The 22,281-nt window shown below is 54.9% G+C and carries 18 protein-coding genes; 7 read left to right on the top strand and 11 right to left on the bottom strand.

What is annotated here, in order from left to right; all coding sequences use genetic code 11:
• Positions 1-14: 14 nt before the first annotated feature.
• Positions 15-578, bottom strand: coding sequence for an ATP-dependent protease subunit HslV (gene hslV / locus AB0A83_RS08565; RefSeq protein WP_150047867.1), 564 nt, complete (start codon positions 576-578; stop codon positions 15-17).
• Between the two features lie 178 nt (positions 579-756).
• On the opposite strand from hslV, the gene AB0A83_RS08560 reads away from it, so the two are divergent.
• Positions 757-1,206 carry a hypothetical protein gene (locus AB0A83_RS08560; RefSeq protein WP_150047866.1) on the top strand — a complete coding sequence of 150 codons (450 nt, stop codon included), beginning with the start codon at positions 757-759 and terminating at the stop codon, positions 1,204-1,206.
• A 107-nt stretch (positions 1,207-1,313) separates the two neighbouring features.
• Here the strand turns inward: AB0A83_RS08560 and AB0A83_RS08555 are convergent, their stop codons facing one another.
• From AB0A83_RS08555 to AB0A83_RS08540, 4 genes are all read right to left on the bottom strand, one after another.
• Positions 1,314-5,534 carry a DEAD/DEAH box helicase gene (locus AB0A83_RS08555; RefSeq protein ID WP_150047865.1) on the bottom strand — a complete coding sequence of 1,407 codons (4,221 nt, stop codon included), beginning with the start codon at positions 5,532-5,534 and terminating at the stop codon, positions 1,314-1,316.
• Between the two features lie 74 nt (positions 5,535-5,608).
• A complete protein-coding gene (gene sucD, locus AB0A83_RS08550; protein ID WP_150047864.1) occupies positions 5,609-6,496 on the bottom strand; it encodes a succinate--CoA ligase subunit alpha in 888 nt (295 codons plus the stop codon).
• Positions 6,497-6,505: 9 nt separating this feature from the next.
• Positions 6,506-7,687: a malate--CoA ligase subunit beta gene (locus AB0A83_RS08545; RefSeq protein ID WP_150047863.1), complete on the bottom strand. Its 1,182-nt coding sequence runs from the start codon at positions 7,685-7,687 to the stop codon at positions 6,506-6,508.
• 97 nt (positions 7,688-7,784) lie between these two features.
• Positions 7,785-8,738 (bottom strand): CoA ester lyase, encoded by a 954-nt coding sequence (locus AB0A83_RS08540; RefSeq protein WP_367156004.1) that lies wholly within the window; start codon positions 8,736-8,738, stop codon positions 7,785-7,787.
• A 394-nt stretch (positions 8,739-9,132) separates the two neighbouring features.
• Between AB0A83_RS08540 and AB0A83_RS08535 the strand changes: the two genes are divergently transcribed.
• Positions 9,133-9,774 carry a hypothetical protein gene (locus AB0A83_RS08535; protein ID WP_367156003.1) on the top strand — a complete coding sequence of 214 codons (642 nt, stop codon included), beginning with the start codon at positions 9,133-9,135 and terminating at the stop codon, positions 9,772-9,774.
• A gap of 51 nt (positions 9,775-9,825) precedes the next feature.
• Here AB0A83_RS08535 and AB0A83_RS08530 read toward each other — a convergent pair whose 3' ends face one another.
• Positions 9,826-11,964 (bottom strand): CHASE2 domain-containing protein, encoded by a 2,139-nt coding sequence (locus tag AB0A83_RS08530; RefSeq protein WP_367156002.1) that lies wholly within the window; start codon positions 11,962-11,964, stop codon positions 9,826-9,828.
• 67 nt (positions 11,965-12,031) lie between these two features.
• A complete protein-coding gene (locus AB0A83_RS08525; RefSeq protein WP_367156001.1) occupies positions 12,032-14,251 on the bottom strand; it encodes an HD domain-containing phosphohydrolase in 2,220 nt (739 codons plus the stop codon).
• 153 nt (positions 14,252-14,404) lie between these two features.
• On the opposite strand from AB0A83_RS08525, the gene AB0A83_RS08520 reads away from it, so the two are divergent.
• The gene (locus AB0A83_RS08520; RefSeq protein ID WP_150047859.1) at positions 14,405-14,854 is read left to right on the top strand and encodes a FecR domain-containing protein; all 450 of its coding nucleotides are present in this window, start codon (positions 14,405-14,407) and stop codon (positions 14,852-14,854) included.
• Entirely contained in the window at positions 14,851-15,465 is a 615-nt protein-coding gene (locus tag AB0A83_RS08515) for an OmpA family protein (protein ID WP_367156000.1), read from the top strand. The genes AB0A83_RS08520 and AB0A83_RS08515 overlap by 4 nt, the downstream gene beginning before the upstream one ends.
• A 44-nt stretch (positions 15,466-15,509) precedes the next feature.
• On the opposite strand, the gene AB0A83_RS08510 is transcribed toward AB0A83_RS08515, so the two are convergent.
• From AB0A83_RS08510 to cyoE, 4 genes are all read right to left on the bottom strand, one after another.
• Positions 15,510-15,926 (bottom strand): FKBP-type peptidyl-prolyl cis-trans isomerase, encoded by a 417-nt coding sequence (locus tag AB0A83_RS08510; RefSeq protein ID WP_150047857.1) that lies wholly within the window; start codon positions 15,924-15,926, stop codon positions 15,510-15,512.
• A gap of 144 nt (positions 15,927-16,070) precedes the next feature.
• A complete protein-coding gene (locus AB0A83_RS08505) occupies positions 16,071-16,664 on the bottom strand; it encodes a transglycosylase SLT domain-containing protein (protein ID WP_150047856.1) in 594 nt (197 codons plus the stop codon).
• A 167-nt stretch (positions 16,665-16,831) separates the two neighbouring features.
• Positions 16,832-17,833: a glycosyl transferase family protein gene (locus tag AB0A83_RS08500; protein WP_367155999.1), complete on the bottom strand. Its 1,002-nt coding sequence runs from the start codon at positions 17,831-17,833 to the stop codon at positions 16,832-16,834.
• Positions 17,814-18,722: a heme o synthase gene (gene cyoE, locus AB0A83_RS08495; protein WP_150047854.1), complete on the bottom strand. Its 909-nt coding sequence runs from the start codon at positions 18,720-18,722 to the stop codon at positions 17,814-17,816. Before cyoE ends, AB0A83_RS08500 begins: the two co-directional genes overlap by 20 nt.
• Positions 18,723-18,864: 142 nt before the next feature.
• Between cyoE and AB0A83_RS08490 the strand changes: the two genes are divergently transcribed.
• The 3 genes from AB0A83_RS08490 to rsmD are packed head-to-tail and all read left to right on the top strand — an operon-like array spanning position 18,865 to position 22,141.
• A complete protein-coding gene (locus AB0A83_RS08490) occupies positions 18,865-20,211 on the top strand; it encodes a M16 family metallopeptidase (RefSeq protein ID WP_367156156.1) in 1,347 nt (448 codons plus the stop codon).
• Positions 20,201-21,517, top strand: coding sequence for a pitrilysin family protein (locus AB0A83_RS08485; protein ID WP_150047853.1), 1,317 nt, complete (start codon positions 20,201-20,203; stop codon positions 21,515-21,517). Before AB0A83_RS08490 ends, AB0A83_RS08485 begins: the two co-directional genes overlap by 11 nt.
• A gap of 3 nt (positions 21,518-21,520) precedes the next feature.
• Positions 21,521-22,141, top strand: a complete 621-nt coding sequence (gene rsmD, locus AB0A83_RS08480) for a 16S rRNA (guanine(966)-N(2))-methyltransferase RsmD (RefSeq protein WP_150047852.1) — start codon at positions 21,521-21,523, stop codon at positions 22,139-22,141.
• Positions 22,142-22,281: the final 140 nt, after the last annotated feature.

The raw sequence follows: 22,281 nt of genomic DNA, 5'->3' as shown, positions 1-22,281 counted from the left end.
GGTTTGCGAATCGATTACTGCGCCTGCTCGGACGCCCGCGGCAGCGCGTCCAATTCTTCGATACGCAGATTGTGATTGGTGTAAATGCAAATATCGGCCGCGATGTTCAAGGCTTTCACCACGATTTCCCGGGCGGACAGCTCGGTATTTTCCAACAAGGCCCGCGCCGCGCTTTGCGCAAATGCCCCGCCGGAGCCTATCGCCATAAAATCGTGTTCGGGCTCTATCACGTCGCCGGTTCCGGAAATGGTCAACAAGGTGTTGGCGTCGGCGATAACCAGCAAGGCTTCCAATTTGCGTAGCGCCCGGTCGGTACGCCAGTCTTTGGCCATTTCCACCGCGGCCCGGGTTAAATTGCCGCGATGTTTTTCCAATTTGGCTTCGAAATGTTCGAATAAGGTAAAAGCATCCGCGGTTGCTCCGGCAAACCCGGCGATGACTTTATCGTGGTACAAACGCCTGACTTTGCGGGCATTGCCTTTCATAACCGTGTTGCCCAAAGTGACTTGCCCGTCGCCGCCGATAACCACTTTGTCGCCGCGCCGGACGGCTAATATGGTCGTACCTCTGATCTCCATGAATTTGCCCTGCTCGATCTGCGGAAAAACGCGCCATTTTACCCGTTCTATGCTGTGCTAAGCCAGCAGTTTAAAGTATCCGGACAGTTATCAAGGTTATATCGGCATTGCCATACAGGCTAAAACTGATTAAAGTTCGGCTGCTGAACATAATAACAACAATATCAAGAGGCTCGCTATGAAACCATTCCCCACCTGGAGACAAGCCCTGCTGTTATTGACTTTAAGCTGCACCGGTACGGCGTTCGCGGTTACCCCGGCCGAAGAAGTCGATAAGAAATGCATCAAACCAAAATTCCGCGACTATTCGCCGCCTAACCATGCGCAAGCGGCGCCGGGTTCCGAAATCAGCTTTCACGTCAACCGGCTGGCCGACCCCTTGCATATTTCCGCCAGCGCCAAGCAAATTCCGTTGAAACTGGAAATCGTAGATAAAAAGACCTTTTATTTCGTCAGTGCCAAGCTGCCGCCGGAATTACGCGATACTTACGCCCGTATCCATATCGAAGCTAAAGCGTTGGAAGGCGAATGTATCGCCCAAGATGGCTGGCTGTTGAATCTGTCAGGCGCGGCCGGCGCCGGCAAGCAAGCGGCGACGCCGGAAGCCCGGGGCGTGGCGGCAAAATAACAGGCGTTTGCTTAACGGCAACCTGACACTGCACTACCGATTGTCAGATAGACGCAAAACTACGGCCGCGTCCGCCTCAAACAGACGCGGCCGGCAGCGAGCGCAGTTTAAGCTTCGCTTTTAATCAAGTTCAACAATTCGTCGGCGGATACTTTGCCGCTAACGTCGGTTCCGTCCAGCAAACTATCCGCCAAATCGCGTTTGTGGCCGTGTAAAGCCACGATTTTTTCTTCTATGGTGTTTTTAGCGATCATCCGGTAAATCGTCACCGGACGCTGCTGCCCCATCCGGTGCGCCCTATCGCTGGCCTGATCTTCCACCGCCGGATTCCACCAAGGATCCATGTGAATCACGAAATCGGCGGCGGTTAAGTTCAACCCCACACCGCCGGCTTTCAAGCTGATTAAAAACAAATCGCCTTTGCCGCGCTGAAACGCATCCACCCGCTGTTGCCGCTCCTTGGCGGGCGTGGAGCCGTCCAAATACTGGTAGCTGATACCGCGCCGTTCGATGAATTGGCGAATCAGCTGCAAATGATCGACAAATTGACTGAACAACAAAGCCTTATGTTTGTTATCCAACAGCTCGTCGATGATCTCGCCCAAAGCTTCCAATTTACTGCTGGGCAATTCCAAGGCGGGGTTGACCAAGCGGGTGTTGCAGCAACTGCGCCGCAAACGGGTAATGGCCGCCAAAATTTGCAAATGCTTTTGTCCCGGACTGCTGTCCGCCGCTTCCGTCAATCCGGTCAGGCTGTCGCGCCGCAAGGCTTCGTAAAACGCATGTTCCTCGGCGCTCAATTCCACATAAATCGGAATTTCGGTGCGCGGCGGCAGTTCCTGCAATACCTGGGTTTTAGTGCGGCGCAGAATGAAAGGCTGGATCAATTTTTTCAGACGGTAACGGGCTTCCTGATTGCGGTCACGCTCTATCGGCCCGGCAAAACGCTTGTTGTACTGTTCCATCGAACCCAACAGGCCGGGGTTGATGAAACGAAACAGATTCCATAATTCGCCCAGATGGTTTTCCAACGGCGTTCCGGTCATGATCAATTTGAAACCGGCCTTTAAGTTCATCGCGCCTTGCGAACGACGGGTAGCGACGTTTTTGATCCACTGCGCTTCGTCCAGTACTACGCTGGCGAATGCTATATCCGCCAACATATCGGCCACTTGTTCTTGCTGCAACAAGCCGTAACTGCAAATCAAAACGTCGAAATCTTTCAGATTGCCCAATAATTGTTGACGGTCGCCGGCTCCCAATACGATAGGATTCAATGTCGGCGCGAAACGATGCGCTTCGGCCTGCCAGTTAGCACATACCGAGGTTGGCGCTACGATCAAGGCCGGGCCAAGCGGCGCTCGTTCCACCAGCAAGGCCAAACCTTGTACGGTTTTTCCCAAGCCCATGTCGTCGGCTAAACAAGCGCCTACACCCCATTGCGCCAAACGCGACAACCAACGGTAGCCTTCCAGTTGATAGTCGCGCAATTCCGCCTGAAAGGTTGACGGCAACTGCGGTTGAAATTCCCGTGCCGCTTGCAAACGTCCGATGTAGGCCTGCCAATGTTTGTCGGCTTTAAAACCGTCGTCTTGCTGCCAGTCTTCCAGGGTCAATGCCGCCAAGGGATTCAAGCGCAGTTTTTTGCCGTTGAAATCTGCATAGGCTTTTAAATCTTCCAAACGTCGGCGAAATTCGTCGGTCAACGCTAAAAACTCGCCGCTTTTCAATTGCATAAATCGACCCTGTCGCTGGTCCAACAAACCTAACAACTGCTGCATGTCCAACACCGTTTGATCGTCTATCTTCAATTCGCCTTGCAACGAAAACCAATCGTTGTCGCGCTTGACCGAAACGCTCATGCCGCTGCCGCTAGTCTGCCCCAATACTTTAAATTTTATGCCCTCCGGCCACTCCAATATCGCCTGTCCTTCCGGCAAGGCTTGAATCTGCAACAAAAATTCCAAACAGGCTTCCGGTTCCGCCAACAACCAATCACCGGAAGCATCGCGGTCCGCGGCTTGTAAACTAGGACAGGCCTCGACGACCGCGGCAGCCAACCGGTGTTCGCGGTCGAAGTTGCGTTGCGCTTGCAATCGCTTACCGTCCACCTCGGCCAGCACGCTAGCGCCTCCCTGGCCTGCCTGAAAATAGGCACCGCCGGCCGCGAAGGGCCGCACTAGAACCGCGATTCTCAGACCTTCGCCGTGCGGCAATAAGTGCACCCGCGGCGTAGGATCGGCCTCGACCTGCTCGGCGGTAGCCGAACTGGCACCGATATCCGAATGCACGGTCAGCAAGCTGGAAATGCTGGTCAAAGTCTGCAACACTTTTTCGATCGCGGAGGCCGGAACTTCCAAGCCTTTGGGGCCCAATACCCCGAAAATGCGGTGATGATCGGCGTTGAATTCGACGACGCGCAAGCGGGTCGGCGATTCTTTAATGACCTGATATTTCTGTTCGTAACCCGGATTCGGCTCCAAACTGATGTGGATTTTGCCGTTGGCTCTTTTGCTGACTCTCAGCTCGGCCTCGCCTTTGACCACCTCGACTTTCACCTCAGGCGCGCCGGCCCAAAACAACAACGGATGACCGATCAAAGCCGATACCGCGCCGCTACTGAATTCGAAAAACGTGCCGGCGCCGTACCAACCGGATTCGCGATACTCTTTGATATAGTCGCACAGCTTCAAATCCGCTTCGCTCAGGTAATCGAAGCTGTCGCGCTCATGGGCTAAACGCTTTAGCGCCACCGCTCGCCCCTTACTCCAACCGCCCTTGGCTTGCTGCTTTTGTTCGCGCGGTTCTATCTTGACGGAGCCGCCGTCGGTATACGTCAACAACCACACTAAACGGGTCGCCTTGTCGCCGGCTTCGGCCGGCCCGGGTTTCTTGTCGGCTACCTGCAAATGCAGCAACGCATCCAGTGCTACTTCCCAATCGGCTCGGCTGACGAACAAATCCGCTAACGCTTGCCGCCCCGGTTCCCAAAAATCTTGCGGCCATTGCGGCTGGCTACTCGGCTGCAACGCAGCAAACAGTTTGGCCAATTCCGCCGCCGGCCAAGCATAACCGTTGTTCAACAAATGGCTGTACAGCTGGCGTTCTACGGCATCGACCCGGTTGGTAAAATCGGCTTTGCACCAAAATTTAACCAACAAAAACAGCACCGCTAAAAAAATCGGCGTATGTACCACCGAATCGGGCATACCGGTATCGCGAAAACCGCTGGATACCCGGTACGAAAACGGCGTATTCAGCAATCGATCTCTAGCCTGCAAGTCGCCTTGCTGGTAACACAAAAACGCTTGCAAATACTGGTAGGCAAGGGTCCAGTAACCGTTTTCCTTGGCCGCTTGGTTTAACAAGGTCGCCAATTTAGCCCGCGCTTTACCCTCGCCTTGTTTCAAAATCGCTAACGGATAAAAAATCCCGGCCAGGCCTAAAAAATAAGCATTGCGTTGACCGAGAAGTTTGCGCAAATCCGCCAAAGCCCGCTCATAATCGGCAAGCGCCTCGGCGAAATTGCCGTGCAAAAATTTCACAGCCGCCGCCAAAGCCACTAGCTCCGGATCGTCGACTCCGATCAGACTTGCGCCGACCTGCCGCCAGTTGCCGCGCAACAACTGCAATTCCAAATATGAAGTCACGGCTGCCGTATTGCTTCGACCTTCGTCCGAGGCCAAATAGGCGGCATAAAAACCGTCCAAATCGGCTTGCGCGTACAAATAAATTTTTTGGTGCAAAGCTGCATAATCGGCCAAACTGCCCAAAATCAAGCCGTGCCGCTCTTGAAACCAGGCGACGTCCAGGGGATTCATAAACCAGGACAAATACAAATCGACACCGGACGGCAAATTGCCGGGATAACGCCGGCCGGTTTCCAGACAATTTTGCATTTCCTGATAATCGCCGCGGTGGAAGTAAATGCGCGCCTCGCGGATACAATCCTCGGCGGTGTTATAGCGGTAATAGCTATTGCCCTGCGGACTGGAAGCCAACACTTCGGCCGCGTAGATTTCGAATTCTTTGTCTGCGATCAACTGCCGAGTCAGCGTCTCCACCAACAGACGCGAGCAACGAGTCCCCCCGGGTCTAACGTTTTCCTCCAGCAAACCTTCGGCAATCAGCGGCCGCAAACGAGCCTTGACCGTCTCGGACTTCAATATCCGATTACCTTCTTTGATACCAAGGCCTGCCAACATCTTGGCGATGTTGGTCAAGGAACAATAGCCGTGGTACACCGCCAATAGATTAACGACGGCCTGCAAATCGGCCGGTAAGGTGCGATAAGCTTCCAGCAACTTGGCTCTACAAGGTTGATGCATGAACGATAGATACGGAAAAAATGTGCAAAATAAAAAAGCCCGCGCGTAGCGGGCTTTGCCGGCAACCTGTCAGCTTACAGGCTTGCGAGCACTTTGGCGACCGTTTCCCCCATTGCGGACGGGGTAGGCGCAATAGTCACGCCCAATTCTTGTAGGATTTCGACTTTTTCCGCCGCCGATTCGCCGGAAGCGGAAATAATCGCGCCGGCATGGCCCATGCGCCGGCCTTTCGGCGCGGTCAAACCGGCAATATAAGCCACCACCGGTTTGCTCATGTGTTCCTTGGCGAACAAGCCGGCCTCCACTTCTTGCGGGCCGCCGATCTCGCCTATCATCAGCACCACCTTGGTTTCCGGGTCTTGTTCGAAACGCTCGAAGATGTCGCGATGCGAACTGCCGTTGATCGGGTCGCCGCCTATGCCCACCGAAGTCGATACGCCGATCCCGATGCGTTTCATCTGATCGGCCGCCTCGTAGCCCAAGGTACCGGAACGGCCGACAATGCCGACGTTGCCGGGAATGTAGATGTGACCCGGCATGATGCCCAGCATGGCTTTGCCCGGGCTAATGGTGCCGGCGCAGTTCGGGCCGGTCAGCACCATGCGTTGCGCAGCCGGAAAGCGACGCAGAAAGCTTTTGACCTTCATCATGTCCTGGGTCGGAATGCCGTCGGTAATGCATACACAATATTTGATACCGGCGTCGGCGGCTTCCATGATCGAATCGGCCGCATAAGCCGGCGGCACGAACACGATGCTGGCTTCGGCCCCGACTTGTTCCACCGCTTCTTTAGCGGTGTTGAATACCGGACGGCCCAAATGCGTTTGCCCGCCTTTGCCCGGCGTGATGCCGCCAACCACGTTGGAGCCGTAATCTATCATTTCTTGGGCGTGGAAGCTGCCGATCTTGCCGGTAAAGCCTTGTACGATGATACGAGTGTCTTGATCGATAAAAATTGCCATGTCGTTTCCTTAACCTGCCGCAGCCACAACTTTGTTACGCGCTTCGACCGCTTTCTCGGCCGCCTCCGCCAGCGTTTCCGCCATGATGATGGGCAAACCGCTGTCGGTGATGATTTTGCGGCCTTCGTCGACGTTGGTGCCGGACAAACGCACCACCAGCGGCACTTTCATGTCGATATTCTTGACCGCTTGCACCACGCCCTCGGCAATCCAGTCGCAACGGTTGATACCGGCGAAAATATTGACCAGCATGGCTTTGACGTTTTTATCCTGTAACACCATGCGGAAGGCCTTTTCGGTACGTTCCGGCGAAGCGCCACCGCCTACATCCAAAAAATTGGCCGGCTCGCCGCCCGCCAGTTTGATCATGTCCATGGTCGCCATCGCCAAACCGGCCCCGTTGATCATGCAGCCGATGTCGCCGTCCAAACCGACGTAGCTCAAGCCGCGGTCGGCCGCGGCCATTTCCCGCGGATCCTCTTGGGTCTTGTCGCGCAACTCGGAAATTTTTTGCCGGCGAAACAAGGCATTGTCGTCGAAGCCCATTTTCGCATCCAGGGCTAACAATTCGTCATGGTTGTTGATTACCAACGGGTTGATTTCCACCATGTTGGCGTCCAGATCGCGCATCGCCCGGTAGCAGCCTTGAATCAACTTGACCGCTTGCGGCACTTGATCGGCGTTCAAGCCCAAAGCGAACGCCATTTCCCGCGCTTGAAAGTCCTGCAAACCCACGGCGGGTTCGATATAGATTTTTTTGATCGCGTCCGGATTATTTTCCGCCAGTTCTTCGATTTCCATACCGCCCTGCGCCGAACCGACCATGACGATGCGCTCATGGGCGCGGTCTATCAACAAGCTGAAATACAACTCTTTCAGAATTTCGGTACCGGCTTCCACGTACAGGCGCAAACATTGTTTGCCGGCCGGGCCGGTTTGATGGGTCACCAAGCGTTTACCCAACAAGGCATTGGCGGCGTCGCTGACGTCGTCGTGGTTTTTGCAAATTTTGATGCCACCGGCCTTGCCGCGCGCGCCGGAATGAATTTGCGCCTTGACCGCCCAAACGTGGCCGCCGATTTCCCGCGAGCGCTGCACCGCGTCTTCCGGGCTGTACGCCAAGCCACCGGCGGCAATTCTCACGCCGTATTCGGCCAGCAATTGTTTCGCTTGGTACTCATGAATATCCATGGACTCTCTCTTACTAGATAAAAATGCAGGTCGGATTCGACTTAGCTAGAACCCGACAGGTCAACCTTGACGGCCGGACAATCCCGGCCGAAGTTTATTATTGGCCTTTGGCCGCAATCGCTTGTGCCATACGCACTACGTTATTGGCCATACGTTCAGAAGCGGCGTCGATCAGCCGTCCGTCCAAAGCCGCCGCGCCCTTGCCTTGGGCCGCGGCTTCCTGCAAAGCCGCCAAGATGCGCCGGGCTTTTTCGACTTCTGCCGGCGGCGGGGTGAACACCTCATTAGCCAGCGCGATCTGCGACGGATGTATCGCCCATTTGCCTTCGCAACCCAGCGCGGCGGCACGGCGGGCGCCGGCTTTGTAACCTTCCGGATCCTTGATGTCGCCGAACGGACCGTCGATGGGGCGCAGACCGTACGCGCGGCACGCCACGGTCATGCGGCTGATCGCGTAATGCCATTGATCGCCGGGATAATCCGGATTCAGTCCGCCGATGTTGACGGTGCGAGCCCGGTTGCTGGCCGCATAATCGGCCACCCCGAAATGCAGGGCCTCCACCCGGCCGCCTAACGCGCCTTGTTTGGCGATGTCTTCCACGTTAGCCATGCCCAACGCGGTTTCGATCAAACATTCGATGCCGATTTTATTGGTCAGGCCTTGTTGCATTTCCAACTGGTTCAGCATCGCTTCGACCATATAAACATCGCCGTATACCCCGACTTTGGGAACCAACAAGGTTTTGATCTTGGCGCCGGCCTGTTCGACTAAATCGACCACGTCGCGCACCATGAATTGAGTATCCAGACCGTTGATACGCACCGACAAGGTAATGCCGTGGCCTTCCCAATCCAAATCGTTGATGGCTTGAATCACGTTTTTGCGCGCTTGCAACTTGTCGTCCGGCGCGACGGCATCCTCCAAGTCCAAAAATACGTAGTCCACACCGCTTTTCAAGGCTTTTTCGAACATTTCCGGACTGGAACCGGGCACCGCCAATTCGCAGCGTTGAACCCGCGGCGTATTCGCAACATACAGGGTGTGACTCATTTAGATTTTCCTTGGTTGAACGGCATGAAGATTTTCACGCCGGAGCTAAACAAAATAGCCGGTCATTTTACTTTCAGGGCGCTCAATGTCAATTCGCGCCAATCTCGATCGAGTCGCTAAGAAATGCCTAGCCAGCCTGCCGGCGATTGACTAAGCCCTGAAAATCGGCGCTAACCGTTTTGGCAAAATGCGCGCCAAGCGGCTGCGGCGTCCAGCTATCGCATATCGGCTCCTGTTTGCGAACCAGTCGCGGCTTTTGGCACTTGGAAATAGCGCAGCCTTAACCGGCTAACTATCATTCACGCCCACCCCGGCCCGAAAAGTTCAGCCCCGCAAGGAACGCATCGGGTACCGAATCTGAAACGACCGACTCAAACAGACAACGGAGCCTATCATGAGCAATAACTTCAAACACACTCTTACCGCACTAAGCCTAATCGCAGGCATCGCCCAAGTCGGTGCGGCTCAAGCCGAATCGGTTTACTACAAGGCCAAATTGAATTTGAAGACATTAATAGAAAACCCATCGGACACTGAAAACATCAAAGTACTAAAAGTATCGCAATCCCAAAGCAGCTTAGTAAATATTGCGCAAGATAAATCCCCCTTCGAGGCCATCGCAAACACCACGATATTGGCATTACGCATAGACGACTGCGATACCGGAACCGCACAATTGGTGGTGTACGATACAGCTAACACTACCGAAATCGTCACGGTCTCCGATAGCTTCAATCTATTCATCAACCAAGTCCGTACCTCCAAAAAAGGGGTTTACAAAACCTCGCAATTCTTTACTACTGCCAATTTCTCGGCAAGCGAGGGCAGCTCTTACAGCATAAACTCCGGCGAATTATCAATCTTCGGCAGCGCTAAACTGGACGCTACCGACGGTTGCCCCAGCAAAATCAGTGCAACTGTGACAGGGGCGGTTAATATCGGTTTGCTGACCCAAATTGAAGGTCAAGCCGTGTCGGTACCGACTCAAATCATGATTTCGGGCGCCAGTAAGTTAAGCGCGCAACGACTGGATTAAGCAACTCCCGGTCATCCATCCTGCCGGCTATAGCGGATGAGCCAGGTAGCGCTATTTATTTTCCAACTCAATCAAATCGCCCAATCGGCCGGCTTGCAGCCGATGCAGGTGAAACGTCGCTAATTTGTCTTCCGGAGCATTTCGCAAAATGGCGCGAAATGCCTGTTCGGCGGCAGGGTCCTGCTGTTGCAGCAATGCGTAGGCGGCCAGGTATTCCGCCAGGCGAAACTCATCGGCCTGCTCTGTCGCCAATAGTTCGAATACTGCCAAAGGAAGGGTTTTGCCCTTCAGCAAAATACGGCCGATTGGCCGCGCGAGCTGGCCGGGACAGCCAGCCAAAGTCACTTCCGATACGCAAATCAAAGTCCCTAAATACTTGTTCGCGCCTTCCAAGCGCGACGCGGTATTTACCGCATCGCCCAACGCCCGGTAATCGAATATGGTCTTACCGCCGAAGTTTCCGACGATGACTTCACCGCTGTGAACCCCGATGCGCGTGCGGCCGAATTCGATACCGCGCGCGCGCAATTGTTCGCAATATTCGTTGGCGAAACGCTGCATGTCCAACGCGCAAGCAATAGCTCGGCAACTGTGATCCGCCTGAGAAACCGGCGCGGAAAACATGATAGCCACTGCATCGCCGACGATGCGATCCAAAGTTCCTTGATGGCGAAACGCAATCGCGATCATGTTTTCCAGGTAATCGTTCAATAAACTGACCGCGTCGGACGGGTCCAGATGTTCCATCAAGCCGGTAAAATCGACTAGGTCGGTGAACACGAAGCTGCAAATTTGTCTGCGTCCGCCTAACTCCAACGCTTCGGGATGCCTGACCAAATGCTCTACTAGATTCGGCGAGATGTAACGGGAGAAGGCTCGCTTCAGCCAGCGTTGCCGGCGTTCGCTGTAGATGTGGCGAAACATGCTGCCCAACAGGAAGGCCGCCGCCGCAATTAGACTAGGCACCATGGGATCGATTAAATAATGCCAATCGGCGTAGGCCCGCCAGGCTGCAAGCCACAAGGCCGCCAGCGCCAGCACAAACAATAGGAAAGACGTCAGTGCGGCATGGCTTAACGCCAGCGCGCCGACGGTCAGGCTACCGATCACCAGCACAACGGCTTCCAGCGAGGCAGCCCAAGCCGGCCTCAGCAAATGCTGGCCGGCTAAAATTTGCTCCAAGACTTGCGCATGCATGTCTATGCCGGCTATGACTTTTCCCAGCGGGCTGAAGCGCATATCCATCAGGCCTTGGGCCGAGGTACCGATCAAGATCAACTTACCGGCCAACTCGTCGGCCGCAACCTGCCCTTGCAGAATTTTCCAAGCTGGAATATGTCCGGCACCGGCATGGGCGGAAAAATGCAGCCAAACTTCGCCTTGCTCGTTAACCGGTACGGAAATGCGTCCGACTTTTAACAAGGCCAAACCGGAGCCGTTATCGCTACGGGTATCCAGGGTAAAATTTTGCCCGGCCTGCATCACCCTCAGGCTTTCCGCCGCCAAAGAAGGCACCGGCTTGTTTTGGTAGACCATCAATATCGGCAGCCTCCTGATCACACCGTCGGCGTCCGCCGTCACACTCAAGGTCCCGTTGCCGTCCGCCGCATTTTGCAATGTCGGCAGAGAACTTATCGAATGCCCGTAGCTTGGCATCTTGAAAAATTGCGGAGCACCCAGGAACACGAAGCGCGCCTTGGAAAGCAAGCGATCGTGTTCGCCGCCGTCCGCTTGCAATGCAAAACCCAGACTGACCCGTCCCCGTTTGACCGCCTGCGCCAACACGCTATCGTGATCCGGCAAGCTATCCAGCCACGGGCCGGCCGCGTCGTCCAAACGCCATAAGCGCTTCATGTTAACCGGCGAGGTACGGTCCGGTTCAGCAAATATCATGTCGAACGAAATGCAAGCCGGTTCCGCGTTTTGCAAGCGCAGCAACAAATCGGCAATCAGCGTGCGCGGCCATGGCCATTGGCCCAGCCTGCTCAAGCTTTCGTCGTCTATATCCACGACCCGAACCGGACTCTCCGTTGCGGCGCGCGGTTGCCAGCGCTGAAACTGGTCAAAAGTAGCATTACGCAGCAATTGCAGAGCGATGGGATCGGTCAAGCATAGCATCAACCCGGCGACGGCAATAGCCGCCACCGGCAGGTAGCCGGACAAGCCGCTCGGCGAGCGATTATTCAACATAGCGCCTCGCTTTCATCGGTTCGCAGAGCCAATGCGATTGATTGCGCGCAACGCCGGATGTTTGCCGTTATCGGTCTGACGAGCCGGCGCCGCAAACCGATTCGACCGAGGCACTCAAAAATTGACCGATGTCCACGGCGTCTATCTGCTCCGGATAGAGATACTTGCGGGCAAACTCCAGGTACACGCCCGAGGTTAAGAACAGTTCGAACAACGTCGCGTCAATATGCCGGTTGTTTTTCATATCGCACATGATTTTCAAAGCTTGCGACAATTTGTAGGGACGCTTATACGGCCTGTCCGACGCCGTGATGGCTTCGAAAATATCGGCTATCGCCATGATCCGGGCCGGAATAGACAGCTGCCGCTCGGTCAACTTGCGCGGATAGCCTTTACCGTCCAAGGTTTCGTGGTGGGTGCTCGCGTATTCGGGCACACGCTTCAAAAAGTCGGGAAACGGAATTTTTTCCAGCAATTTAATGGTTTCGATGATGTGCTCGTTGATTTTATAGCGGTCTTCCGCCGTCAATGTGCCTTTTTGTATCGTCAGATTATAAATTTCGCCGTAGTTGAACAAATTCTCCGGCACCTGCATTTTGATTTCCAAGGCCGGATCGGGCGTTTGCCAGGCGGCGCGCGGCACGATATGCGCTGCCTTATCGGCCAATAAGCGTTCGCTGACCGGCAACGGCGGCTTGGGTTTACCGCGCAAGCGCTGGTCTTCGTCTTCGGACAAGCCTAAGGTGTCGTCGAAATAACGCAACCAGCTGTTTGCCGCAATGGCGCGGATTCTGTCGCAATCGGCGTCTTGCATGCTTTCCTGGCCTTTGTTGCATTCGGCAATGAAGGCAAAGTCGTCGAACAACTGAGTTTTCCGCATCCGGTATCGATCGTCCGCGTCGCCGCTCGGCATGCCGTTCGCCAGATTTTCCAAACGTTCGATCTGCGCATCGCGCAACAACACTTCGAACCGCATCCTGACTTCGTGAATGCGGTTGTACAACATATCCAATTTGGTGGCTTTTTCTATCACGTATTCCGGCGTAGTTACTTTGCCGCAGTCGTGCAGCCACGCCCCTACCCGAAACTCCAGCCACTGGTCTTCGTTGCTGAAATCGAAATCCGCCAAAGGACCGCTGCTTTCCCGGCATGCCGCCTTGGCCAGCATGATCGCCAAATCCGGTACCCGCACGCAATGATGGCCGGTATGCGGACTCTTGGTATCCAAAGCCGCGGCCAGGACTTGTATGATGCTTTCCGTGGTATCTTTTTGACTTTGAATCAATTGCAAATTGTCTAAGGCAACCGCAGCCTGAGCGGCCAAGGCTTCCACCAATTCGACCACGTCTACCGGAAACGGTATGACTGCCCCGCTACCCGGATCCAAAGCGTTGATGAACTGCAATACCCCTATCACCGCACCGTTGCGCGGCGCCATCGGCACGGTCAATAACGATACGGTCCGGTAGCCGCTTTGCGTATCGAAATCCCGAGTACCGCTGCAGTCGAAGCGGGTTTCCCGGTACACGTCGTCGATGATGACCGGTTTGTTATGCACCGCCGCATAGATAGCGACGTAATTGTCATTAGGACTGCCGGAATCGGCGCGGTATAGGGGCAATTCATTGACCGGCAAACAATCGGTACGGGTGCGCTCGGCAAACTTCAAATTGCCTTGCGGCGTAACCCAATACATGGTCGCACCGTCGCAATGCAGCAATTTTTGCCCCTCGCGCAAAATATGCTGTAACAACTTGGCGCGGCTACGTTCCATACCCATCATCAAACCGCTATCGATCAACAGATTGAGCTTGGCGGTACGCGCTTGAATTTCCCGCTCCAAGTCCTGCCGCGCCGTTCGCTCGGCTTTCAGCCGATTTAGAGAACTCAGAATGTTGGCTAGCCTTAGCCCCAGCTCGGCACGGCTCACCGGCTTGTATAAACAATCGATAGCGCCTAGACTCAATAGCGAGTCGCAATCGACCGTGCCCGGATTCCCGACGAGCACGATCGTCAAGGCTTCGGCGGGATAAATTCCCCGGATGCGCTGCAAGGCCGGCTCGAGTCCATCGCCCAAGCCATCGGTATCGATCAACAGCACATCGGCCGGGTATCGGGCTAGCGAGGATTCGATTAGGTTCCGGTCGGTGACTAGCTCAAGACCGCAATTGCCAAGCAATCCGGCGAGGTCGCGACACAAGGCTAGGCCGGTGTCGGCATCCGCCCACACCAACAGCCTTCCGTTGATTAGGGTGACGGCGGTTTCTGATAATCCGGCTGAATTCACTGAAAGACTCTAGTGTTTTTGTTGCGTGTTTGCATGGCTGAAGGCCTTAGTGTAGACAATAGTCCGCTTAACCGTCGACTGTAATTGATTTTAAAGGCGAACCGAACCGATCCGGTACAGTTAATGACATTTTCCCTTTACAGGAGGGTAGGAATGATTAGGAAGCTAGCGATACCGCTTGCTCTGTGCGCAAATGCGCTATTCGCAACCGCACAAGCGGATCAAACTATTATCGGTTTCGTCAAAATCGTCGAAGGCGAAGCGACGATCACGTCCGCCGCCACTAGCGTCGCCGCCAAGCCGGGAGCCTCGTTGTATTTGGGCAATGTATTGAAAACGGGTAAAGACGGCAGCTTGGGCATCACCTTCAAAGACAATACGGTGATGTCCTTCGGCCCGGATACCGAAGTCACCGTAGACGAATATTTGTATGCGCCGGCGAACGGCGAGCTGAAATTAGTCGCGCGCTTGGCCAAAGGCACTTTGCATTACATTTCCGGCGTTATCGCCAAACTCAAACCGGAAGCCGTGTCGGTTAAAACGCCTACCGGGGTGATCGGAGTCAGAGGTACCCGCTTTTTAGTCAAAACGGAGGGCGAATGATGATCAAAAATGCGTCGTTCAAGCAAACGCGTTGGCGCGCGTTGTTCGCCGCCTCGCTGCTGCCGATCCTGAACGCTTGTTCACAGTCGTACGTAGTGTTGCTGGCGGACGAAGACGGCAGCCTGGGCAAAGTCAGCGTCACCAACAACCAAGGCAGCACGGTTTTGGAAAAAAACCTGGAAGGCGCGGATTTATCCGGCTCAGCGGGTCAAGTTTACGCGGTAAGCCAAGCCCGGATTCAGCAGGATTTCGGTTCCGCCTTGGCTTCCAGCCCGCAGAAACCCTTGTCTTATTATTTGTATTTCGAAGGCGGCAGCACGCAATTGACGCCGGAATCCGCTGCCGACGTCCCAAAAATCATCGCGGAAATCAAACGGCGCCCGGTACCCGATATCTCGGTCGTCGGTCATACCGATACCGTGGGCGATGAAAAACTAAACGCGGCACTGAGTTTGCAGCGCGCCGAAGCGATTGCGACTTTGTTTACCGAGACCCTGCCGGACACCGACAAAATCAGCATAGAATCGCACGGGGAAAAAAATCTGTTGATTGCCACCCCCGACAACACCGACGAACCGAAAAATCGCCGGGTCGAAGTGACGGTGCGTTAAGCAAACGATGCGGCCGGTTTACGCCGGCCGCAGCTACAGCGACATCAATTGACCTTTAACAGCTCCACGTCGAAAATCAAAGCGGAATTAGGCCCAATAGCCCGGCCCGCGCCGCGTTCGCCGTAAGCCAGATTGGCTGGAATGAATAACCGGTATTTGGCGCCTTCTTTCATCAATTGCAAACCTTCTGTCCAGCCGGGTATCACTCGATTCAGCGGAAAAGTGGCCGGCCCGCCGTGACTATAGGAACTGTCGAACTCCTTGCCATCGATGGTAGTACCTTTGTAATGCACCGTCACGTTATCGGTCGCTTTAGGCGAAGCGCCGTTGCCTTCAGTCAGCACTAAGTACTGCAAACCGCTACCCGTGGTTTTGACTTCGGGGTTTTGAGCGTTTTCGGTTAAGAACTTCTCGCCGGCGGCTTTGTTTTCTTCGGGGGTGGCGTTAGCCATGGAAAACATGATAAATCCTGTAAAAAAAGCAAAAAGGGTTGCGAGGACGCGTTTTTTGGTGCTGTTCAAAGTGACCTCCCTGAACGTATGGTTATCGAATGGTTGGATATAGCGGTAACCGGCCGAACTTGGCGCGATTCCTGTCTAAGTTTATCAATTTTCCGTTTCCAGCTCCTGTCTGCATGCAGCCAACTGCTTGTCGTAGCGCCAAGCGCGTTGGTCGACTTTTTGCGCCGTGCTCAACAACCAGTTTTTCGCCTGGTAGGTGCCGCGCCGGTAACCGGTAAGGCCCTCGTGATAGGCCAAATATAAATTGCGCGCATCGGAAATCGGTATGTTCAAGACCCGATGCGTAGTCGCACAATACCAGGCAACGAAATCGCAACTATCGGCAAAATCCTCTCTGTCCGCCCAATAGTTGCCGCTTTGCCGTTGATAATCCGACCAGGTTTCGTCTTTGGCTTGCGGATAGCCGTAAGCGCTACTGGAACGAAACCAGGGAATAAAACCCAAAATGGTCGGTCGCGGCGGTTGGGCGTCGGATACGAAGCGGGATTCTTGGTGCATGATCGACATCTGCACCGCGATAGGTACACCCCAACGTTGCGACGCCGCCAGACTGGCCTGATACCAGTCGTCTTTCTCGCGAAAAATCTGGCAGAGGTCGTTGGTGTTTTTAGGCGGCAAGGTGGCGCATGCCGGAACAAGCGCGGCCAGCGCGCAAACGTACAATGGAAATAGCCTCACAGCACGGTTACTCCTGCTAAACCAGGGCCCGAGCGCGCACCCTGAAATGGGCGGGCCTGAACGCTAAAGCGAGCCTCTGTCTCGGACTGAAAACCTGGCAAAAAATTTCGGCGATTTTACTTAGGCGGCGACAAACGGATCGGGCGGATTAAAATTCGCCGCCGCACTCATGCGCCTAAATACCCTCGCGACCGGGAATGCCAGTACGTATTCGCCAGCGCGTGCGCCTCGTCCTGCGATGCAGCTTTTTGCAACAACTTCAGCGCTATCGCCAATGTGCCGATCACACTGGCCTCGGCATATTCGTCCTGCCAATCGCCGCGCCACAGCGCCAGCATGCGTTGCGGATCCAGTTCGTCCTCTTTCATATGCCGGCGGGGGAACATGGCCGGCCAAGTCTCGTCCGACAGTTCTCCGGCCGCGACGCTTTGGACCAAACAGTCCACATCCGGGTTGCGTTCGGTTTCACCACCCTCGCCTTTCAACACCGCCATGTCTTTCTCACCCAGCAGCAACGCGGCGTGTTGATGCACTTGCCGGTAACCGGGGTGGAAAATACCCTGAATGCTGTGGCTGGCAGCCAAGGGATTCAACAAACGCACCAACGTATGCACCGGGGAACGCAGCCCCATGGTCGGCCGCAGGTTGATCATGTCGAACAGCGGCCGGCAGATATGTTCCAGCGATAAATAACTGAAATTGCGCGCTACCAGTTGCTGCTCGGCCTGCTGCAAGGATTCGGCGGCGGCAATGCCCAAACTCTCCAACGCCTTTTCGGTATAGACCCGACCTTGGGTATGGCCGCCGGCACCGTGCATGAATACCTTGATCCCGTTTTCGGCCAACAGCAACGTAGATAGCAAAAACCAGGGCAAGTGGCGGCGTTTACCGGCATAGGACGACCAATCCAGGTCTACCTGAATGCTTGGGGTGAATTGCAAGCATTCACGCACCGCCGTCACAAAGCCGGCCAATTCCTCGCAGGTTTCCTCTTTGACCCGCATCAACATCAAAAAAGCGCCCAGCTGTATCGGCAACACTTCGTCGGCCAAAATCATCGTCATGGCCCGATAGGCTTCGTCTTGGGTTAACGGGCGGGCGCCTTTTTTACCCTTGCCCAAGATTTTGATGAATTCGGCAAACGGGTGTTCAGCTTGGGTTAGCGTCATGACGGATGGATAAAGGGAAATAGTGATCGATTAACAACGCCGCAAAAATCAGCATCAGATAAATGATGGAATAACCGAAGGTGCGCATCGCGGTTTTATCGTCCTTCTTACGAATCAACTGTACCGCAAAGTACAAAAAACCGATGCTCAACGATATGGCGGCCAGCAAGTACAACAATCCGCTCATGCCGGTCAAATACGGCAACAAGGTACTGATCAACAGCAAAATGGTGTACAGCAGGATTTGCAACCGGGTGAATTCCACGCCGTGAGTCACCGGCAACATCGGAATCGCCACTTTGGCGTATTCGTCGCGGCGGGCGATAGCCAGAGCCCAAAAATGCGGCGGCGTCCAGACGAAGATAATCAAGACCAGCAACAACGCGTGCGGATGGATCTGCCCGGTAATCGCCGTCCAGCCCAAAAGTGGCGGCGCAGCACCGGCGATGCCGCCGATCACGATGTTTTGCGGGGTCATTTTTTTCAGATAAACCGTGTAAATCACTGCGTAACCGATCAACGACAAAAACGTCAAAAACGCAGTCAACGCATTGATTTTGACGATCAACAGCGCCATGGCCAACGTACCGATGACGCCGGCGAAAATCAACACATGTTTTGAGCTCAACTCACCGGACGGCAAAGGCCTGTGCTTGGTACGGGCCATTTGCGCATCGGCTTTCCGATCGATGAAATGATTGATCGCCGCCGCCGAAGCCGCCGCCAAGGCGATGCCCAGGGTGCCGTATACGAAATTGCCCAGAGGCGGAAAACCGGGCACGGCCAGCAACATGCCGACGATTGCGGTAAACACGATCAACGCCACCACCCTGGGTTTACAGAGTTCGTAATAATTTCGCCAAGATAAGGTCACGCTTTTGTCTGTCATTCGGTTACGAATAGTTTACGAAGCTTTAAAGCTATAGAATAACAGTGAACCTTTGATAATTAAAATCGTCACAGGCGCTCAATTTTTTGGAAACGAGGGAGTTATGAAACTGGAATGGCTAACCCCGGGGATGACAGCATTGATGCTGCTAAGCCCCCTGTCGACGGCTGAGGCGCAAAGCGGCACAGTCTACGAACATACGCTGGAGAACGGACTGAAAATACTGGTTAGAGAAGACCATCGCGCACCGGTGGTAGTCTCCCAAGTCTGGTACAAAGTCGGCAGCAGTTACGAACCCGGCGGGATAACCGGTATCTCGCACATGCTGGAACACATGATGTTCAAAGGTACCAAAGACTACCCGGCCGGAGAGTTTTCCCGCATCGTCGCCGAAAATGGCGGCCAGGAAAACGCATTTACCGGCGCCGATTACACCGCTTATTTCCAAACCTTGGAAAAATCCCGCTTGGAAATCAGTTTCAAGCTGGAAGCCGACCGCATGCGCAACCTGGATTTGAAAGCCGAGGAACTGGAAAAGGAACTGCAAGTCGTCACCGAAGAACGCCGGATGCGGACCGACGACAAACCGCGCGCCAAAACCCATGAACAATTCGCGGCGGTCGCCTTCACCAACAGCCCCTACCAGAATCCGGTGATCGGCTGGCCGTCGGACATCGCCCGGTACAAGATCGAAGACCTGCAAGCCTGGTACCAAAAGTGGTATGCCCCCAATAACGCCACCTTGGTGGTGGTCGGCGACGTGCAAGCCGACGACGTAATCGGGTTGGCGACCCGGCATTTCGGCGGCTTGAAACCGAGCGAAATTCAACCTGCAAAACCGCAGGACGAAATCCCGCAAGTCGGTCCGCGCAAGCTCACCGTCAAAGCCCCGGCCCAGTTGCCTTACGTGATGATGGGATACAAAGTTCCGGTATTGAAAACCGCTAGGCCGGAATGGGAAGCTTACGCATTGGAAGTGTTGGCCGGCATCCTGGACGGCGGCAATAGCGCCCGTCTGTCCTCCCGCTTGATTCGCGGCAAGCAACTGGCCGTTTCGGCCAATGCCGATTACGACATGACCTCCCGGTTGCAGGATTTGTTCTTGCTGGAAGGCACCCCGGCGGACGGCAAAAGTGTGTTCGACCTGGAATACGCCTTGAAGGACGAAGTGGCGCAATTGCAGAACGATCTGGTCACCCCCGACGAGTTGCAGCGCGTTAAAGCCCAAGTCGCGGCCAACGACGTGTTCCAAAAAGACTCCAATTTCTATCAAGCCATGCAACTGGGTCTATTGGAAACCATCGGCCTGGGTTGGCAAAAAGCCGACGAATACGTGCAAAAAATCAACCAAGTGACGGCGGAACAAGTGAGAGCGGTTGCCCGAAAATACCTGATCGAAGACAGCCTGACGGTCGCCTATCTCGATCCGCAACCCATCAACGAAACGGCAAAACCGAACAAGACAGCAGGAGGTCGCCATGCGTTTTAACTTATATGCCCTGTGTTTGATGTTGATCGGCCCGATCACGCACGCCGGCGTCGACATTCAACACTGGCAAACCTCGCAAGGCAGCCGGGTTTATTTCGTGCCCACCCCCAGTCTACCGATGGTCGACATCCGCGTAACCTTCGATGCCGGCAGCGCGCGCGACGGCGACCAATTCGGCTTGGCGGCGATGACTTCGGCCATGCTGGATACCGGCGCCGGCGAATGGGACGCCGATCAAATCGCCGGCCGGCTGGAATCGGTGGGAGCGGCCTTCGACGCCGGCGTATCCGAAGACACGGGGTGGCTGTCTTTGCGCAGCTTGACCGAAAAACCTTTGCTGGAAAAAGCCCTTTCCACTTTCCAAACGCTGTTGACCCAACCGCGTTTCAGCGAGGCCGATTTTCAACGCGAGCAAAGCCGCATGCTGGCCGCATTGAAACACCGCGAGGAATCGCCCGGCGCACTGGCGCAAATCGCTTTCGGCAAGGCACTGTACCATGACCACCCCTATGCGCATCCGGAAGAAGGCATGGTGGAAACTGTGGCCGGTTTCACTACCGACGACTTGAAACAGTTTCACCGCCGCTATTACGTGGCAGCCAATGCTATCGTGGTCATCGTCGGCGACATGCAAAAAGACCAAGCCCAACGGATTGCCGAACAGCTGATGTCCGGTCTACCGGTCGGCGAAAAACCCACGGAACTGCCGCCGGTGGAAATGCCTGCTAAAGCCGGCATGCAACACATCGAATTTCCGTCCAGCCAAACCCATGTATTGTCCGGCCTGCCGGGGGTGGAGCGTAAAGATCCGGATTATTTCACGCTTTATGTCGGCAATTACATATTAGGCGGCGGCAGCTTGGTCTCGCGCTTGTTCGACGAAGTTCGGGAAAAACGCGGTCTGGCGTACAGCGCTTCCAGCCAATTCGTACCGCTGTTTCGCAAAGGCCCGTTTGTGATGAGTTTGCAAACCCGCAACGACCAAACTGCGCAAGCGATAGCCGTGATGGACCAAACCTTGAAAGACTTTATCGAGAACGGTCCTAGCGCCGCCGAACTTGAAGCCGCCAAGAAAAACATCACCGGCGGTTTTGCCTTGCGTACCGACAACAACAGCAAACTGACCGAATACGTGACAATGATAGGATTTTACCAACAACCTCTGGATTACCTGGATACCTTCCCAGCCAAAGTGGAGGCGGTGACGTTGGAGCAAATCAAAGACGCGTTTCAGCGCCGGATTCGCCCGGAGTGGTTGCAAACCGTCACGGTAGGCAACAGCGCCGGCGCAACGAAAACGCATTAATCCGTGAGCAATCAATTGCGCATTATCGGCGGCGAATGGCGCAGCCGGGTGGTCAAATTCGACGATGCCCCCGGCTTGCGGCCCACCCCGGCCCGAGTGCGGGAAACGCTGTTCAATTGGTTGCGCATGCAGGTCGAAGGCAGCCGCTGCCTGGACTTATTTGCCGGCAGCGGCGCCTTGGGGTTCGAAGCGGCTTCGCGCGGTGCACGCCACGTCACTCTGGTCGACAGCAATAGCCAAACCTGCCGTAAGTTGCGGGAAAATCTCGCCCGATTCCATAGCGACAACATCGAAATCGTTCAAGCCGATGCGGAAACCTTTTTAAAGCACTGTCAGAAAAAATTCGACCTGGTATTCCTCGATCCACCGTTTAATCAGAGCTGGATACCCAAAATCTGCCAAGCGATAGCCCAGGCCGATGCCTTATCGGCCAACGGCATAGTCTATCTGGAATTCGAACGGGATTTTTCCGCGGCATGCCCGCCGCCCGGCTGGGACATTCTAAAGTCGAAACTTGCAAGCGACGTCGGTTATGGGTTAATCAGGCGGACTTCATCCGTCCGCAGTCCGCTCGACCCGGTAGATCCGACTGCACAAAGCACCGAATCGAATCGCGCCGGCTAGGCCGGCGCTTTCCTGCCGCGCCACAGCCGAACTCCGAAACTAATCCGTTAAATTCGGCATAAAACCGATTACAATAATGAAATTTTGCACACGGACAGACGAAATTCCCGATCGACTCGCGTCGTTAACAAGCAGGAGCA

This window comes from Methylomonas sp. HYX-M1 (genome assembly GCF_040741385.1).
Classification (GTDB): domain Bacteria; phylum Pseudomonadota; class Gammaproteobacteria; order Methylococcales; family Methylomonadaceae; genus Methylomonas; species Methylomonas rhizoryzae.
This window is presented reverse-complemented; position numbering and strand designations above follow the sequence as displayed.